The organism is Mixta intestinalis (assembly GCF_009914055.1).
Lineage (GTDB): Bacteria > Pseudomonadota > Gammaproteobacteria > Enterobacterales > Enterobacteriaceae > Mixta > Mixta intestinalis.
The window spans coordinates 3,443,372-3,459,520 of the sequence record NZ_CP028271.1 but is presented as its reverse complement, the minus strand read 5'-3'; the positions used below and the strand labels follow the sequence as shown (position 1 = coordinate 3,459,520).

15 protein-coding genes are annotated in these 16,149 nt (G+C 53.4%); 11 read left to right on the top strand and 4 right to left on the bottom strand.

Going from position 1 to position 16,149, the window contains the following annotated elements:
* Nucleotides 1-9 precede the first annotated feature (9 nt).
* The 4 genes from uvrD to C7M51_RS15960 all read left to right on the top strand — a co-directional run bounded on the left by uvrD (nt 10) and on the right by C7M51_RS15960 (nt 4,656).
* Nucleotides 10-2,172 (top strand): DNA helicase II, encoded by a 2,163-nt coding sequence (gene uvrD / locus C7M51_RS15970; RefSeq protein ID WP_160622630.1) that lies wholly within the window; start codon nt 10-12, stop codon nt 2,170-2,172.
* A gap of 182 nt (nt 2,173-2,354) precedes the next feature.
* Nucleotides 2,355-2,411, top strand: coding sequence for a YsgD/CorL family protein (ysgD, locus tag C7M51_RS22800; RefSeq protein WP_377091675.1), 57 nt, complete (start codon nt 2,355-2,357; stop codon nt 2,409-2,411).
* A 144-nt stretch (nt 2,412-2,555) separates the two neighbouring features.
* The gene (gene corA, locus C7M51_RS15965; protein ID WP_160622629.1) at nt 2,556-3,509 is read left to right on the top strand and encodes a magnesium/cobalt transporter CorA; all 954 of its coding nucleotides are present in this window, start codon (nt 2,556-2,558) and stop codon (nt 3,507-3,509) included.
* Nucleotides 3,510-3,609: 100 nt separating this feature from the next.
* Complete coding sequence (locus tag C7M51_RS15960) at nt 3,610-4,656, top strand: AbrB family transcriptional regulator (protein ID WP_160622628.1); 1,047 nt, start codon at nt 3,610-3,612, stop codon at nt 4,654-4,656.
* Here C7M51_RS15960 and rarD read toward each other — a convergent pair.
* Nucleotides 4,636-5,535: an EamA family transporter RarD gene (rarD, locus tag C7M51_RS15955; protein ID WP_160622627.1), complete on the bottom strand. Its 900-nt coding sequence runs from the start codon at nt 5,533-5,535 to the stop codon at nt 4,636-4,638. The two genes, C7M51_RS15960 and rarD, sit on opposite strands and share 21 nt — an antisense overlap.
* A 64-nt stretch (nt 5,536-5,599) precedes the next feature.
* Nucleotides 5,600-6,070, bottom strand: coding sequence for a thioesterase family protein (locus tag C7M51_RS15950; RefSeq protein ID WP_160622626.1), 471 nt, complete (start codon nt 6,068-6,070; stop codon nt 5,600-5,602).
* Between the two features lie 180 nt (nt 6,071-6,250).
* Here C7M51_RS15950 and pldA point away from each other — a divergent pair, with 180 nt between their 5' ends.
* The 3 genes from pldA (at nt 6,251) to rhtC (ending at nt 9,803) form a co-directional block, all read left to right on the top strand.
* Nucleotides 6,251-7,126, top strand: a complete 876-nt coding sequence (gene pldA / locus C7M51_RS15945) for a phospholipase A (RefSeq protein ID WP_160622625.1) — start codon at nt 6,251-6,253, stop codon at nt 7,124-7,126.
* 102 nt (nt 7,127-7,228) lie between these two features.
* Nucleotides 7,229-9,055, top strand: a complete 1,827-nt coding sequence (gene recQ / locus C7M51_RS15940; protein WP_160622624.1) for an ATP-dependent DNA helicase RecQ — start codon at nt 7,229-7,231, stop codon at nt 9,053-9,055.
* A gap of 121 nt (nt 9,056-9,176) precedes the next feature.
* Nucleotides 9,177-9,803 carry a threonine export protein RhtC gene (rhtC, locus tag C7M51_RS15935; protein ID WP_160622623.1) on the top strand — a complete coding sequence of 209 codons (627 nt, stop codon included), beginning with the start codon at nt 9,177-9,179 and terminating at the stop codon, nt 9,801-9,803.
* A 173-nt stretch (nt 9,804-9,976) separates the two neighbouring features.
* On the opposite strand, the gene rhtB is transcribed toward rhtC, so the two are convergent.
* A complete protein-coding gene (gene rhtB / locus C7M51_RS15930) occupies nt 9,977-10,600 on the bottom strand; it encodes a homoserine/homoserine lactone efflux protein (RefSeq protein WP_160622622.1) in 624 nt (207 codons plus the stop codon).
* A gap of 100 nt (nt 10,601-10,700) precedes the next feature.
* Between rhtB and pldB the strand changes: the two genes are divergently transcribed.
* From pldB to C7M51_RS15915, 3 genes are all read left to right on the top strand, one after another.
* Nucleotides 10,701-11,693, top strand: coding sequence for a lysophospholipase L2 (gene pldB / locus C7M51_RS15925; protein ID WP_160622621.1), 993 nt, complete (start codon nt 10,701-10,703; stop codon nt 11,691-11,693).
* A 48-nt stretch (nt 11,694-11,741) separates the two neighbouring features.
* A complete protein-coding gene (gene yigL / locus C7M51_RS15920; RefSeq protein WP_160622620.1) occupies nt 11,742-12,542 on the top strand; it encodes a sugar/pyridoxal phosphate phosphatase YigL in 801 nt (266 codons plus the stop codon).
* A 365-nt stretch (nt 12,543-12,907) separates the two neighbouring features.
* Entirely contained in the window at nt 12,908-13,483 is a 576-nt protein-coding gene (locus C7M51_RS15915; RefSeq protein ID WP_160622619.1) for an Ail/Lom family outer membrane beta-barrel protein, read from the top strand.
* A 97-nt stretch (nt 13,484-13,580) separates the two neighbouring features.
* Here the strand turns inward: C7M51_RS15915 and glpT are convergent, their stop codons facing one another.
* Nucleotides 13,581-14,921, bottom strand: a complete 1,341-nt coding sequence (gene glpT / locus C7M51_RS15910; RefSeq protein ID WP_160622618.1) for a glycerol-3-phosphate transporter — start codon at nt 14,919-14,921, stop codon at nt 13,581-13,583.
* Between the two features lie 358 nt (nt 14,922-15,279).
* On the opposite strand from glpT, the gene C7M51_RS15905 reads away from it, so the two are divergent.
* Nucleotides 15,280-16,125, top strand: coding sequence for a carboxylate/amino acid/amine transporter (locus C7M51_RS15905; protein WP_160622617.1), 846 nt, complete (start codon nt 15,280-15,282; stop codon nt 16,123-16,125).
* Nucleotides 16,126-16,149: the final 24 nt, after the last annotated feature.

The window sequence follows — 16,149 nt, the reverse complement described above, 5'->3', positions numbered from 1 at the left end:
ACGGTGCTTATGGACGTTTCTGACCTGCTAAACAGCCTGAATAATAAACAGCGCGAGGCCGTTGCGGCACCGCGCAACAACCTGCTGGTGCTGGCGGGCGCGGGCAGCGGCAAGACACGCGTGCTGGTGCATCGTATCGCCTGGCTGCTAACGGTAGAGAACTGCTCGCCCTATTCGATTATGGCGGTCACCTTTACCAACAAGGCCGCAGCGGAAATGCGCCATCGTATTGAACAGCTGATCGGCACCAGTCAGGGCGGCATGTGGATCGGGACGTTTCACGGCCTGGCGCACCGTCTGCTGCGTGCACACCATCTTGACGCGGGCCTGCCGCAGGATTTTCAAATTCTCGACAGTGAAGATCAGCTGCGCCTGCTGAAGCGCCTGATCAAAGCGATGAATCTGGATGATAAGCAGTGGCCTGCGCGCCAGGCGATGTGGTACATCAACGGCAAGAAAGATGATGGCCTGCGTCCGCAGCATATTGAAAGCTACAACAACCCGGTTGAACAAACCTGGCTGCGTATCTATCAGGCCTATCAGGAAGCGTGCGATCGCGCCGGGCTGGTCGATTTTGCCGAACTGCTGCTGCGCGCTCATGAGCTGTGGCTCAATAAACCGCACATCCTTAATCACTATCGCGAACGCTTTACCAACATCCTGGTGGATGAGTTTCAGGATACCAACAGCATCCAGTACGCCTGGATTCGCCTGCTGGCTGGTGACGGTAACCGGGTGATGATCGTTGGTGATGACGATCAGTCTATTTATGGTTGGCGCGGTGCGCAGGTAGAAAACATCCAGCGTTTCCTGAACGATTTTCCTGGGGCAGAAACCATTCGCCTTGAGCAAAACTATCGCTCAACCAATAACATTCTGAAAGCGGCTAACGCCCTGATTGCCAATAATAATGGACGCCTCGGTAAAGAGCTGTGGACTGACGGCAGCGACGGCGATCCAATTTCGCTTTATTGCGCTTTCAATGAACTGGATGAGGCACGTTTCGTCGTCAACCGCATTAAAGTCTGGCAGGAGAACGGCGGTGCGCTGAACGACTGCGCTATCCTCTATCGCAGCAACGCCCAGTCGCGTGTGCTGGAAGAGGCGCTGTTGCAGGCCAGCATGCCGTACCGTATCTATGGCGGCATGCGCTTCTTTGAACGTCAGGAAATCAAGGATGCGCTGGCCTATCTGCGCCTGATTGCCAACCGCAACGATGACGCGGCGTTTGAGCGCGTGGTTAATACGCCAACGCGCGGCATCGGCGATCGCACGCTTGATGTAGTGCGCCAGGCATCACGCGATCGTCAGCTGACGCTATGGCAGGCAAGCCGCGCGCTGTTGCAGGAGAAAGCGCTGGCCGGACGTGCCGCCGCTGCGCTGCAACGCTTTACCGAACTGGTGGATTCGCTGGCACAGGAAACTGCCGAACTGCCGCTGCACGTGCAGACCGACCGGGTGATCAAAGATTCCGGGCTGTGGCTGATGTATGAGCAGGAGAAGGGCGAAAAAGGCCAGGCGCGTATCGAAAACTTAGAGGAGCTGGTCAACGCCACGCGGCAGTACAGCTACCAGGAAGAAGACGAAGATCTGATGCCGTTACAGGCCTTCCTGTCGCACGCTGCGCTGGAGGCGGGAGAAGGCCAGGCGGATAAATGGCAGGATGCGGTACAGCTGATGACCATGCACGCGGCGAAAGGGCTGGAGTTTAGCCAGGTATTCATCGTCGGCATGGAAGAGGGAATGTTTCCCAGCCAGATGTCGCTTGATGAAGGCGGCAGGCTGGAGGAAGAGCGTCGTCTTGCCTATGTCGGCGTTACTCGTGCGATGAAAAAGCTGACGCTGACCTACGCGGAAACTCGCCGCCTGTACGGCAAAGAGGTTTATCATCGCCCGTCGCGCTTTATCGGCGAGCTGCCGGAAGAGTGCGTTGATGAAGTACGCCTGCGCGCCAGCGTTAGCCGTCCGGTTAATCATCAGCGTATGGGAACGCCAATGGCGCAGAATGACAGCGGCTTTACGTTGGGCCAGCGCGTGCGCCACGCTAAATTTGGCGAAGGTACGATTATCAATCTGGAAGGCAGCGGCGGGCACAGTCGTTTGCAGGTCGCTTTTCAGGGACAGGGCATCAAGTGGCTGGTAGCCGCCTATGCGCGCCTTGAAGCAGTATAATTTCAGCCGCTTATTCGGCACCGTGTTTTGTCGCTGGCTACGTTAATCCGGCGATGAGATGCGGTGTGCTAACGTCTGGCTGTCACCTGGTCAGACGTTTGATGATGGCGTCCGGCTGCGCTTGACGCCTTTTTCGTCTCAGCGTAACATGCGCGCACGATTACCCTAAGAGGACTTTCGCCTTGGACACTCCCAGTCGATGCTGGCTCAATCACCTTATCAACAGGTACAACCCCTAAGGCCATCCTCTTATGCTGGTAGCCTTTGCGGTTGTCAGCGACCTCTTTCCCCGTCGCGCGAGTTAGCGTTTATCACTGACTGAAACTCAGGTTTCTGTGTTCTGGCGTATTGTCCCGTTTGAATGACAAATTGGGAGTACAGCTATGCTGAGCGCTTTTAAACTGGATCACAGCCGCCTTACCCGTCTGGAACTGGAAGATACGCCGGAAGATCTGGTTTCTTCGGTTTGGGTCGATCTTATTGAACCGGAAGAGGCGGAGCGCGAGCGCGTACAAAGTGAGCTGGGCCAGAGCCTGGCGACCCGTCCTGAACTGGAAGATATCGAGGCATCCGCACGCTTCTTCGAAGACGAGGACGGTCTGCATATCCACTCCTTCTTTTTCTATGAAGATGCCAAAGACCATGCGGGCAACGCCACCGTAGCGTTTACCATTCGCGAAGGCCGCCTTTACACGCTACGCGAACGCGAACTACCGGCGTTTCGCCTCTATCGTATGCGCGCCCGTAGCCAGACGCTGATCGACGGTAATGCTTATGAGCTGTTGCTGGATCTGTTCGAAACCAAAATTGAACAGCTGGCGGATGAAATTGAAAATATCTACAGCGATCTGGAAAAGCTCAGCCGCGTTATTATGGAAGGGCAGCAGGGCGATGAGTTCGATCAGGCGCTTTCAACGCTGGCGGAACTGGAAGATATCGGCTGGAAGGTGCGCCTTTGTCTGATGGATACCCAGCGCGCGCTCAATTTTCTGGTGCGTAAGGCGCGTCTGCCTGGCACCCAGCTGGAGCAGGCACGTGAAATCCTGCGCGATATCGAATCGCTGTTGCCGCACAATGAATCGCTGTTTCAGAAGGTCAACTTCCTGATGCAGGCGGCGATGGGCTTTATCAATATCGAGCAGAACCGCATCATCAAAATCTTCTCGGTGGTATCGGTGGTCTTCCTGCCGCCGACGCTGGTTGCCTCCAGCTATGGCATGAACTTCGAGTTTATGCCGGAGCTGAAATGGAGCTTCGGCTATCCCGGCGCGATTGGTCTGATGATCCTTGCGGGACTGGCACCCTACCTCTACTTTAAGCGTAAAAACTGGCTGTAACTTTCAGGGCCGGGCTTCCTTCCCGGCCGGTTAACGCTGGCGTTCCCGATGGGTTGTGCGTAACCTTAGATTTTTCAACCTGCTGTGACCTCGCTGCGTAATGGAACACCTTTCAACAAAGCTGCAATGGGCTCTCCTGATCGGCTCATCCCTGATACTGGGCTTTCTTCTGCAATATTTTCATGTTCCGGCGGCGTTGCTGCTGGGGCCGATGATCGTCGGCGTAACCATGGGACTGATGGGAAGCTCGCTGCGTATCAATAAGCGGCTGTTTATTCTCTGCCAGGCCGTGCTGGGCTGCATGATCGGGCAGAGCCTCTCTTCTTCAGTAATTGATATCTTGCTTATCGACTGGCCGGTGGTGCTGGCGGTATTGCTGATGACGCTGGCGGCCAGCGGGCTGTCGGGGTTTCTGCTGGTACGTTACAGCGAGTTGCCGGGAGCAACCGGAGCCTGGGGCTCCTCGCCCGGCGGCGCATCGGCAATGGTGGCGATGGCAGGCGACTACGGAGCGGATGTTCGTTTGGTGGCTTTTATGCAGTATCTGCGCGTGCTGTTTGTTGCGACAGCGGCAGCGGTAGTGGCACGTATTGGGCTGGGCGACACGGCGCAGAATGCGACCGCGATGGCGTGGTTTCCCGCGCTGGATATGCGTTTTGTGATTACGCTGGGCGTGATGCTGCTGGGCGCGTTTTTGGGCCAGCGTTTTCGCATTCCCTCTGGCGCGCTGCTGATACCCGCACTGCTGGGCGCAACGCTACAAAGCAGTGGGACGGTAATGCTACAGTTGCCGGAATGGTTGCTGGCAGGTGCCTATGCGCTGATTGGCTGGACGGTGGGGTTGCGCTTTACCCGTCCTATTTTCCGCCTGGCGCTGCGCACTTTACCGCAGATGCTGGCTTCTATTTTCGGGCTGATGTTGCTCTGCGGCGGTATGGCGTGGGTGCTGACGAAACTGCTGCCGATTGATTTAATGACCGCCTATCTGGCAACCAGCCCTGGCGGGCTGGATACCGTAGCGATTATTGCTGCCGGCAGCCGGGTTGATATGTCATTTGTTATGGCGATGCAAACCCTGCGGCTGTTTGCCATCTTAATGACCGGCCCGGCGCTGGCGCGTTTTATTTCACGCTTTGCGCACTCGTGAACGGTGCATCGTATACAGCGCATCAGCGATAAACAGCGCCAGCGCCAGCCAGATAAAGCCGAACGTAATCGCCTTATCAGCCGTCATCACTTCGCCATAGAACACTACCGCCAGCAGGAACATCAGCGTTGGCCCCAGATACTGGAAAAAGCCCAGCGTTGAAAGACGCAGGCGCGTAGCGGCGGCGGTAAACAGCATCAGCGGAATAGTCGTAACGATACCGGCCGCAATCAGCAGTAGGTTGAGCGTGGTAGCGTTCTGCGTTAAATGGCTGGTTGAACTATCGGCAATGCCAAACAGATAAAGTGACGCCAGCGGCAGCAGCCACAGCGTTTCGAACAGCATGCCGCTCTGTGCATCCACCGCAATCTTTTTACGCATCAGGCCATAAAGCGAAAAGCTCATCGCCAGACCGAGTGCAATAACCGGCAGCGAGCCAAACTTCCACAGCTGCACCAGTACGCCGCAGGTGGCCAGCAAGACCGCTACCCACTGCATCCGGCGAAAACGCTCGCCTAAAAACAGCATACCCATGACTACATTAAGCAGCGGGTTAATAAAGTAGCCGAGGCTTGCTTCCAGCATATGATGGTTATTTACTGCCCAGATAAACAGCAGCCAGTTACCGCCTACCAGCGCAGCAGATACCGCTAACAGCAGCACCTTTTTAGGCTGATGCAATACGATTTTTACCCGAGGCCAGCTACGGCTAACGGTAATCAGCAGCAGCATAAACAGCGCTGACCAGATAACGCGGTGCGTCATAATTTCGCCCGCTGGTACCTGTTCAATCAATTTGAAATAGGCTGGTGCGATGCCCCAGATAAAATAAGCACCTAACGCGCAGAAAATACCCTGGCGTGTTTGTTGTGTATCCATCACTTGTTTAGGTCTCAGATATAAAACCGTCAGTTTAAAGGAAAAATGAGCGCCACGGTGAAAATTAGCCTACCAGGTAGGTCGCGGTAGCGCTGGCGATATGTACGCCCGCATCGTTATGCAGCTCAACGCGCGCCACCGCAACTTTGTTTCCGGCGCGCAGCAGGCTGCTGGCGGCGATGAAGTGCTCACCGCGTCCGGGGCGTAAATAATCGACACGCAGATCGATCGTACCCATGCGCGATAAACGATGGCGCAGCTCCTGCTCGGTGATGCTCTCCTGGCGCGTGAGAGAACTGCTGACGCAAATCAGCCCGGCAGCCACGTCCAGAATCGAGGCGATGGCACCGCCATGCAGGATCTGTTGCGCCGCGTTGCCGACCAGCATGGTTTTATTGGCAAAGCGCAGCTCGGCATAATCGGATTCAAGCCGTACCAGCTCCAGACCCAGCGCCTGATTAAATGGCATATGGTAGACAAAAATATCTCCGATAAGCTGGCGTGCCGCACTTTGATTTAACAGAGTCTCTGACATAAAAGGTTTTTCCTGAAGCAGGGAGATAAAGATGCCGTAATGTTAACGATTTGTACATTTTAAGCTGCTGGAAAAGTGCTTTCCATTTTAAGAAAACAGCGCTGATCCCATTATGGGATTGTGTGTAGAATGGCCTGCTTTTTTAGTTACTATTTACACAGCGTATCACTGGAGAAGACTATGCGTATGCTAAGAGGATTAGTAGTAGCTTTGTTATTGCCCGCTTTCGCCCAGGCTCAGCAAGCTACTGTCAGGGAAGTGCATGATGCGCCTGCGGTGCGCGGTAGTATTATCGCTAACTTGCTGGAAAAGCATGATAATCCCTTCGTGCTTTATCCTTATGAAAGCAACTATTTGCTTTATACCTGGACCAGCGATATGAATAAGGAAGCGATCGATTCCTATGAGTGGGGCCAGAACGCGAAGAAAGATGAGGTAAAATTCCAGCTCAGCCTGGCCTTTCCGCTCTGGCGCGGTATTCTGGGCGATAATTCCGTGCTGGCCGCTTCCTATACGCAGCGTTCCTGGTGGCAGCTTTCAAACCGTGGCGCTTCGTCACCCTTTCGTGAAACTAACTATGAGCCACAGATTTTTCTTGGCTGGGCTACGGATTACACCTTTGCTGGCTGGACATTACGTGATGTGGAGCTGGGCCTGAACCACGAATCAAACGGGCGTTCCGATCCGACTTCACGTAGCTGGAACCGCGTTTACGCCCGGCTGATGGCGGAAAACGGCAATTTCCTGGTGGAAATTAAGCCCTGGTATCGCCTGCCGGAAAGCGCGAGTAATGATGATAACCCTGACATTACCAAATACATGGGGTACTATCGCGCCAGGCTGGGATATCGGGTGGGTGACAGCATCTTTAGTTTGCAGGGCAACTATAACTGGAACAGCGGTTACGGCGGCGCGCAGCTGGGCTGGAGTTACCCGATTACTGAGCATGTACGGTTCTATACCCAGGTATTCAGTGGTTACGGCGAATCGTTAATCGATTATAATCATCGTCAGACGCGCATTGGCGTTGGCGTAACGTTAAACGATCTGTTCTGATTCAGGCCCGTGTAGCGGGTCTGCCACACAGCAACTGTCTCTTCGGGCGGCTATCAATCCCGCCCGTCACCATCATCGAATAGAGTGCAATACGGGGAAGACGTGTCTACGGCGGCAGTAATTAATCATGAAGCGCTGGCGGAGCAGGTATTACGCGACACCTTCGGCTATCAGCAGTTTCGCCCCGGTCAGCAAACCATCATTCAGGCATCGCTTAGCGGGCGGGATTGTCTGGTGGTGATGCCTACCGGCGGCGGAAAATCGCTCTGTTACCAGATCCCGGCCCTGCTGCGTGACGGCCTGACGCTGGTCGTTTCACCATTGATTTCGCTAATGAAAGATCAGGTTGATCAGCTGTTAGCCAATGGTGTCGCGGCGGCGTGCCTGAACTCAACGCAAACACGCGAAGAGCAGCAGGCGGTAATGGCGGGCTGCCGTCGCGGCGAAGTGCGTCTGCTCTATATCGCCCCCGAACGCCTGATGATGGATAACTTCCTCGATACCCTGATGCACTGGCAGCCAGCAATGCTGGCGGTAGATGAAGCGCACTGTATTTCACAATGGGGCCATGATTTTCGCCCCGAATATGGCGCGTTAGGCCAGCTGCGGCAGCGCTTTCCGTCGCTGCCGGTAATGGCGCTGACGGCGACCGCCGATGAAACCACACGCAATGATATTGTCCGGCTGTTGCAGCTTGACGATCCGCTGATTCAAATCAGCAGCTTTGATCGGCCTAATATTCGTTACATGCTGGTGGAAAAATTTAAGCCGACCGAGCAGCTGCTGCGCTACGTTCAGGATCAGCGCGGTAAAAGCGGCATCATCTACTGTAACAGCCGCGCTAAAGTTGAGGATACGGCGGCACGCCTGCAAAGCCGTGGCCTGAGCGTAGGCGCTTACCATGCGGGCATGGAGAATGCGCATCGCGCTCAGGTACAGGACGCTTTTCAGCGGGACGATTTGCAGATCGTGGTAGCCACCGTTGCTTTCGGTATGGGCATCAATAAACCTAACGTGCGTTTTGTGGTGCATTTCGATATCCCACGTAATATCGAATCCTATTATCAGGAAACCGGGCGCGCCGGACGTGATGGCCTGCCCGCCGAGGCGATGCTGCTTTACGATCCGGCGGATATGGCCTGGCTGCGCCGCTGCCTGGAAGAGAAAGCGCCCGGCCCGTTGCAGGATATTGAGCGCCATAAGCTGAATGCGATGGGCGCGTTTGCCGAAGCGCAAACCTGCCGTCGTCTGGTGCTGCTCAACTATTTCGGCGAAGGCCGCCAACAGCCGTGCGGCAACTGCGATATCTGCCTCGATCCGCCGCGGCGTTATGATGGTCTGGTTGAAGCGCAAAAGGCGCTATCCACCATCTACCGTGTTGGGCAGCGCTTCGGGATGGGTTACGTGGTCGAAGTGTTACGTGGTGCCAGTAATCAGCGCATCCGCGATTCAGGACACGATAAACTACCGGTTTACGGTATTGGCCGCGATCAGAGTCACGAGCATTGGGTTAGCGTGCTGCGTCAGCTGATTCACCTCGGACTGGTTACGCAAAACATTACGCTGCATTCCGCGTTACAGCTTACCGAAGCGGCACGGCCTGTCCTGCGTGGCGAAGCACCGTTGATGCTCGCTGTCCCGCGTCTGGTTACGGTCAAAGCGAAATATAACAACCAGAAAAGCTACGGCGGTAACTACGATCGCAAGCTGTTCGCCAAGCTGCGCAAATTGCGTAAAGCGATTGCTGATGAAGAGAATATTCCGCCTTACGTGGTGTTTAACGATGCGACGCTGATTGAAATGGCTGAACAGATGCCGCTGACCGCTTCGGAGATGCTCAGCATCAACGGCGTAGGGCAGCGCAAGCTGGAGCGCTTCGGCAAGCCGTTTATGGTAATGATCCGCGAACATGTTGACGGTGAGGAATAATTTCTTTGAGCACCGGCTGTTGCAGATAACGGATGAATCAAAATAGTTTTAGCGTAATAATCATTCCTCCCCTGAGAGAGCCAATCGGCTTTCTCTCACTTTTTATCGGCAAGGACACTGTATGCTCGCGCTTTTTCTTACCGTAGCCGTCGTGCATTTAGTTGCGTTGATGAGCCCCGGACCGGATTTCTTTTTTGTTTCGCAAACCGCTGCCAGTCGCTCACGTAAAGAAGCGATGCTGGGCGTGATGGGCATTACGCTGGGTATCGTTATCTGGGCAGGCGTTGCGCTGATGGGATTACATCTGATCCTGCAAAAAATGGCGTGGCTCCATGAAATCATTATGGTCTGTGGTGGCCTCTATCTCACCTGGCTGGGCTGGCAGCTGCTGCGATCTGCACATCGTCAGCATCGCCAACCGACAGTGAGCGCCGAGCCGGAAGTGAAGCTGGCGAAAAAGGGACACAGTTTCCTGAAAGGCTTTCTGACCAACCTCTCCAATCCCAAAGCGGTAATCTATTTCGGCAGCGTTTTTTCACTGTTTGTCGGCGACGATGTTGCGGCAGGTGCGCGCTGGGGCTTATTTGTGCTGATTATCAGCGAAACTTTCGCCTGGTTTACGCTGGTGGCGGCGGTGTTTGCACTGCCATGGATGCGGCGTCAGTATCAGCGCGTGGCGAAATGGATCGACGGGATGGCGGGGGTGTTGTTCGCCGGTTTCGGTATCCATCTGATTCTCTCCCGCTGAGGGCGGCCTGACTGACTTGCTATTTGCCGTTCGGGCAGTGCTCGCTTCCTCACGTACTATTTGTACGCCCGGATCGCTGCGCGCTGGCTGAACGGCAACTTTACCTGGCTGCCTGTCTCCGCTGACCGGGAGTAGCCGCCAGCCGCAATCCTCTTCCTGCAACCACAAGCTCCCTACGCTACTCGCCGTGCCGAGGCCAGCAGCGCGCCGACGGCAATAAACAATCCACCAAAAATACGGTTCAGCAACTTCATCTGATGGGGGCCCTTAATCCATGCAGCAATACGTGTAGCCAGCGTGGCATAGCCAATCATCACCATAATATCGACGACAATAGTCGTTGCACCCAACACCAAATACTGCATCGCCTGTGGCTGATGCGGTATCACAAACTGTGGAAACAGCGCGGCGAGAAAAATAATACTCTTCGGATTGGTCAAATTGACCAGCACGGCGCGCTGAAACAGACGACGGCGCGGCATCGCACGTGAAACCGCATCCAGATTAATTGCTCCGGCGGTGCGCCATTGCTGAACGCCCAGCCAGATAAGATAGGCGGCACCTGCCCATTTCAGGATCTCAAACGCCAGCAGAGAACGTGAAAACAGCGCTCCCAGTCCAACGCCTACCAACATAATATGTAACCCTAATCCCACCTGGAGACCAGCAATTGAAGCCATTGCACCACGGTAGCCGTGGCTGATGCCGGTACTCATGGTATTTATTGCGCCGGAACCAGGCGACAGGCTAAGAATAAGCGTGGTTAACAAATAGGTCAGCCACCATTCGGTAGTCATGGGTAACGCTCCCTGAACGCGCAGAATTGTGCCACAATACGCCATTGCCAGCGGTTGCGCTATGGCGGCAGTTTATCGAACGGTTTAAAGGAGTCGAGCCATGACCAGCCATAAAAAGCAATGGCCAACGCGGGAGCAGGCGTTTGCCGCTTTCGCTACCGGGCCGCTGCTCGATTTCTGGCGTCAGCGCGAGGAGTGCGAATTTCCCGGTGTTGATGATGTGCCAATCCGCTACGTGCGCTTCACGTCACCGCAGCATGACCGCGTTATCGTCATTGTGCCGGGACGTATCGAAAGCTACGTCAAATATCCAGAATTGGCCTACGATCTTTGGCACTGCGGTTATGATATCGTTATCCTCGATCATCGCGGGCAGGGCCGATCCGGGCGGTTGCTAAAGGACGCGCATCGCGGTCACGTGGCGCACTTCGAGCACTACGTTGATGATTTAGCAACGCTTTGTCAGCAAAATACGCTAACCGGACGCTACCGGCGTCGTTATGCGCTGGCGCATTCGATGGGGGGCGCGATTCTGACGCTGTTGCTGGCCCGACAGCCGACGATATTCGATGCGGTGGTGCTGGCTTCGCCCATGTTTGGCATCTATCTGCCGATGCCTGCCTGGATGGCGCACCGTATTCTGAACTGGGCAGAAAAACGTCCGAAGATACGCGATGGCTATGCGCTGGGCACCGGTCGCTGGCGTGCGCATCCATTCAGCCTCAACGGATTGACTCACAGCCGCGAGCGCTATAAACGTAACCTGCGCTTCTATGCGGACGATCCGGCACTGCGTGTCGGCGGCCCCACCTATCACTGGGTGCGTGAAGGCATCCACGCGGGCCAGAGCATCCTGAGCAAGGCGGCAACCATTACTACGCCGCTGCTGCTGCTACAGGCTGAAGAAGAACGAGTGGTAGATAACCGTTCGCAGGATCTTTTCTGCGCGGCAATGTCTGCTGCAGGGCATCCCTGTGAAGGCGGAAAGCCCAAAGTTATTGCCGGTGCGCGTCACGAGATCCTGTTTGAAAAAGACGCTATGCGTGCCGAAGCGTTACATGCCATCGTCGATTTTTTCGAGCGGCATAATTAATTTGCACCACTCAGACCGTTACCACATCCTTCGATACCAGAGGTTTGCATGTACCACGTTGTCGCTTCCGATTTGGATGGCACCCTGCTTTCACCCGACCACCGCTTAACGCCCTATACCAAAGAGACTTTGCGTCTGCTCACCGCACGCGGCGTGCATTTTGTTTTTGCTACCGGACGTCATCATGTTGATGTCTCGCAGATGCGGGATAACCTGGAAATTGAGGCTTACATGATCACCTCTAATGGCGCGCGCGTGCATAATACCGCCGGTGAGCTGATTTTCAGCCATAACCTGGATGAAGATATTGCCAGCGATCTTTATGCGTTAAAGCATGACGATCCCGATATTCTCACCAACGTTTATCGCGATGATGAATGGTTTCTTAACCGCCATCATCCCGACGAAGAGCGTTATTTCCAGGAATCGGAATTCCGTTATCAGGTTTATCAGCCGGGCCTGTTGCCAACCGATGGCATCAGTAAAGTCTTTTTTATCAGCGACGAGCCGGAAAAGCTGGTGCCGCTGGAAGAAGCGATCGTGGCACGCTGGGGCGATCGGGTTAACGTTAGTTTCTCTTTCCCAACCTGTCTGGAAGTGATGGCAGGCGGCGTTTCCAAAGGCCATGCACTGGAAGAAGTGGCGAAGTTGCTGGGGTATTCACTAGAGACCAGTATCGCCTTTGGCGACGGCATGAATGATAAAGAGATGCTGAACATGGCGGGTAAAGGCTACATCATGCGTAATGCCCATCAGCGCCTGAAAGACCTGCTACCGGAGCTGGAAGTTATTGGTAGCAACGTTGAAGATGCGGTTCCCCATAAGCTGCGCGAGCTATTCCTCAAATAACAAAAGGCCGGGCGGCGCGATGAGCCGCCTGATATGCTTTGCGACTAACGGACCGCTATCCGATTGGGGATGCTCTACATTAAGCGTCATGCTCTGTAGTCTGTCCAACGTAATGACAACATTTATTTGCCTGACTGCTAATAAATAAGTACTTTATGATCGATGTTAAAAGTTTATGTTAAGTATTGAATATAATTATGGTCAGAGCTACCTGAAAGAATAGTAATTTTTCTATTAATATAAACACGTCGGTTTAATCTTTAGATCTGGCGCGAAATACTAAGGCTTTTTGCCTTATTAACGATGATGGCGGCGAGCCTGATTTATCAACGCATGATTTATATTTTTTTGATAAGGAATTCAAAATGAAAAAGATATCTTTAGCGATATTGCTGGCAGCTTCGACAGTAAGCGGTTCGGCTCTGGCAGATTATCAATCGTTAACGGTAGGTTATGCGCAAAGCAAAGTAGAAGATTTCAAAAACATTCGCGGTGTTAATCTACAGTATCGCTATGAGTTCGATGATATCGTTGGCGTAATGGCTTCCTTTAGCTATATGAAAAATAGCGATCTCAAAGGCGGTAAAGATAAAGGCTATGAGCAAGGCATTGAGTTTACCCGTAGCCGCAACGCCGATCTAAAATATTATTCATTCCTGGTTGGCCCATCTTTCCGCCTGAATGATTATATTTCACTGTATGCATTAGGTGGGCTGGCATATACCAAAGCTGAAGTGAATAATACATGGAATATTAGTAATTTTTATGAGTGGGAAACGCATTCCTCTAAAAAATCCTCCGCTTTTGCTTATGGTCTGGGCGTAATTATTAATCCTGTTGAGGCGATCTCGATTACTTTGGGCTATGAAGGGACTGAAACCGATTTTGGACAAAAGTATTCGGTCAATGGATTTAATATTGGGTTAGGATACAATTTCTGATAGCAGTGGAGAGCGGTTGCGCTCTCCCTGTCATACCGCTTTCTCCAGCATCGGTTGGCTGAATAACTTCAGCCGCGATGATGGATGCCTGGGTTTATTATGTTAGCTGCTGCTTGTGCTGCTTTTCACTCAGCATGGTTAACAACAGCAAAATAATCGCCAGCACGCAGCCGCCGATCATCACCAGAAAACCGCCGTCCCAGCCGAAATAGTCGACGGTGTAGCCGACAATGGCGCTGGCCGCGACGGAGCCGCCAAGATACCCAAACAGCCCGGTAAAACCGGCAGCGGTGCCTGCTGCTTTTTTCGGCGCCAGCTCCAGCGCGTGCAGCCCTATCAGCATTACCGGGCCGTAAATCAGAAAGCCGATAACAATCATACAGGCCGTATCGATGTCGGGATTACCCACCGGATTGAGCCAGTAAATTACGGTAGCAATGGTCACCAGCACCATAAAGAAAACGCCGGTTGCGCCGCGATTGCCCCGAAATACCTTATCCGACATCCAGCCGCAGAGTAGCGTGCCGGGAATGCCGGCATATTCATAGAAGAAGTAGGCCCAGGAGGATTTATCCAGCGCGAAGTGTTTCACCTCTTTCAGATAGGTCGGCGACCAGTCCAGAATGCCGTAGCGCAGCAGGTAGACAAAAACGTTGGCCAACGCGATATACCATAGCAGCCTGTTCGGCAGAATATAGTGCATAAAAATCTGCTTCGCGGTGAGCTCCTGCTCGTTCGCTTCGCTGTAATCAGGCGGATAATCCTCTTTGTATTCTTCCACAGGCGGCAGGCCGCAGGATTGCGGCGTGTCGCGCATTAAGGCAAAAGCAAACAGCGCCACAAGGATGGCGGCAAAAGCGGGCATATAGAATGCCGCTCTCCAGTCATTAAACCAGGCCATACCCAGCAGAAACAGCAGGGGAGGAATGCCGCCGCCAACGTTGTGGGCGCAGTTCCAGACGGAAACAATGCCGCCGCGCTCTTTTTGCGACCACCAGTGCACCATAGTGCGTCCGCAGGGCGGCCAGCCCATGCCCTGAAACCAGCCGCATATAAACAGTAGCGTAAACATCACCATAATGCTGGAAGTAGCCCAGGGCACAAAGCCCATTACCAACATCACCGTCGCGGCCAGGATCAGGCCTGCCGGCAGGAAAACCCGTGGATTGGAGCGATCGGAAACCGAACCCATAATAAATTTAGAAAAGCCGTAGGCAATAGAGATGCCGGAGAGGGCAAAACCTAAATCGCCGCGTGAAAATCCCTGCTCTACCAGGTAGGGCATAGCGAGCGCAAAATTTTTACGTACCAGGTAGTAAGCGGCGTAGCCAAAAAATATCCCGAAAAAAATCTGCCAGCGCAGGCGGCGATAGAGCGGATCGATATCCTCTTCTGCGATACGAGCTCGGTGTTGTGCCGGCTTAAAAATGCTAAGCATAGAAAGTCCTCCAAAAGCGCGATGAATAAGTCCTTAATACTACGAATAAAGCTGTTCCATCAGGTTATTGTGGAGCGCAAAGGATAACTAACGCCCTCCGGGCGGATTGTGAAGAAAAACGCAAATGTTTCATTTTTATGACAGAGTGACCTTATTTTTTCACAAAAATGCTTTTTTTAGACAGGCATTTCCGCTTCCGGAAGCGAGAGATGACAGAGCGCTATGCTCATTTTCCTGTCTGGCATGGATAAAGCACTTGCTAAAAGGTCAAAATAAAAACAGATGTCAACTAAATACTGGCTGAACAGATTGCCCGTTCCGTTACAATAGCTTTCTGTTTAACGAACTGGTGTGTTACGTGGCATTACTGATTATCACAACCGTTTTATGGGCCTTCTCTTTCAGTCTGATTGGTGTTTATCTGGCGGGGCAGGTCGATAGTGTCTTTTCCGTGCTGGTACGTCTGGGGCTGGCGGCGCTGGTTTTTCTGCCTTTCTTACGCTGGCGCGGCTATCGGGTTTCCACGCTGTTGCTTTACATGCTGGTAGGCATGATGCAGCTGGGCATCATGTATTTGCTTACTTTTGAAGCCTATCTCTACCTCAGCGTACAGGAGCTGCTGCTCTTTACCGTTATGACGCCGCTGTATATCACGCTGATTTATGACCTGATGAGCCGACGAGGTATTCGTCCTGGCTACGCGCTTAGCGCGCTGCTGGCAGTAGTGGGTGCGGCGATCATTCGTTATGACCACCTGAGCGAAAATTTCTGGACCGGTCTGGTGCTGGTACAGCTGGCTAACCTCTGTTTCGCTATTGGTATGGTGGGATATAAAAGGCTACAGGAGACGCGTCCAATGCCGCAGCATACTGCCTTTTCCTGGTTTTATATCGGTGCGCTGCTGGCGGCAACTATCGCCTGGTTTCTATGGGGAAATCCGCAAAAGCTACCCACCACCTCTGTGCAGTGGGGAATTCTGATCTGGCTGGGCATTGTTGCCTCAGGTCTGGGTTATTTTATGTGGAATTACGGTGCAACGCAGGTTGATGCCGGAACCTTAGGGATTATGAACAACATGCATGTACCTGCTGGCCTGTTGGTTAACCTGGCAATCTGGCAAGAGCAGCCTCGTTGGCTACCTTTTATTCTCGGTGGCGGGCTGATTATCGCCTCATTGTGGATTCATCGGCGCTGGATACGCTGAAAAATACCGGACTTCGAAAAGTCC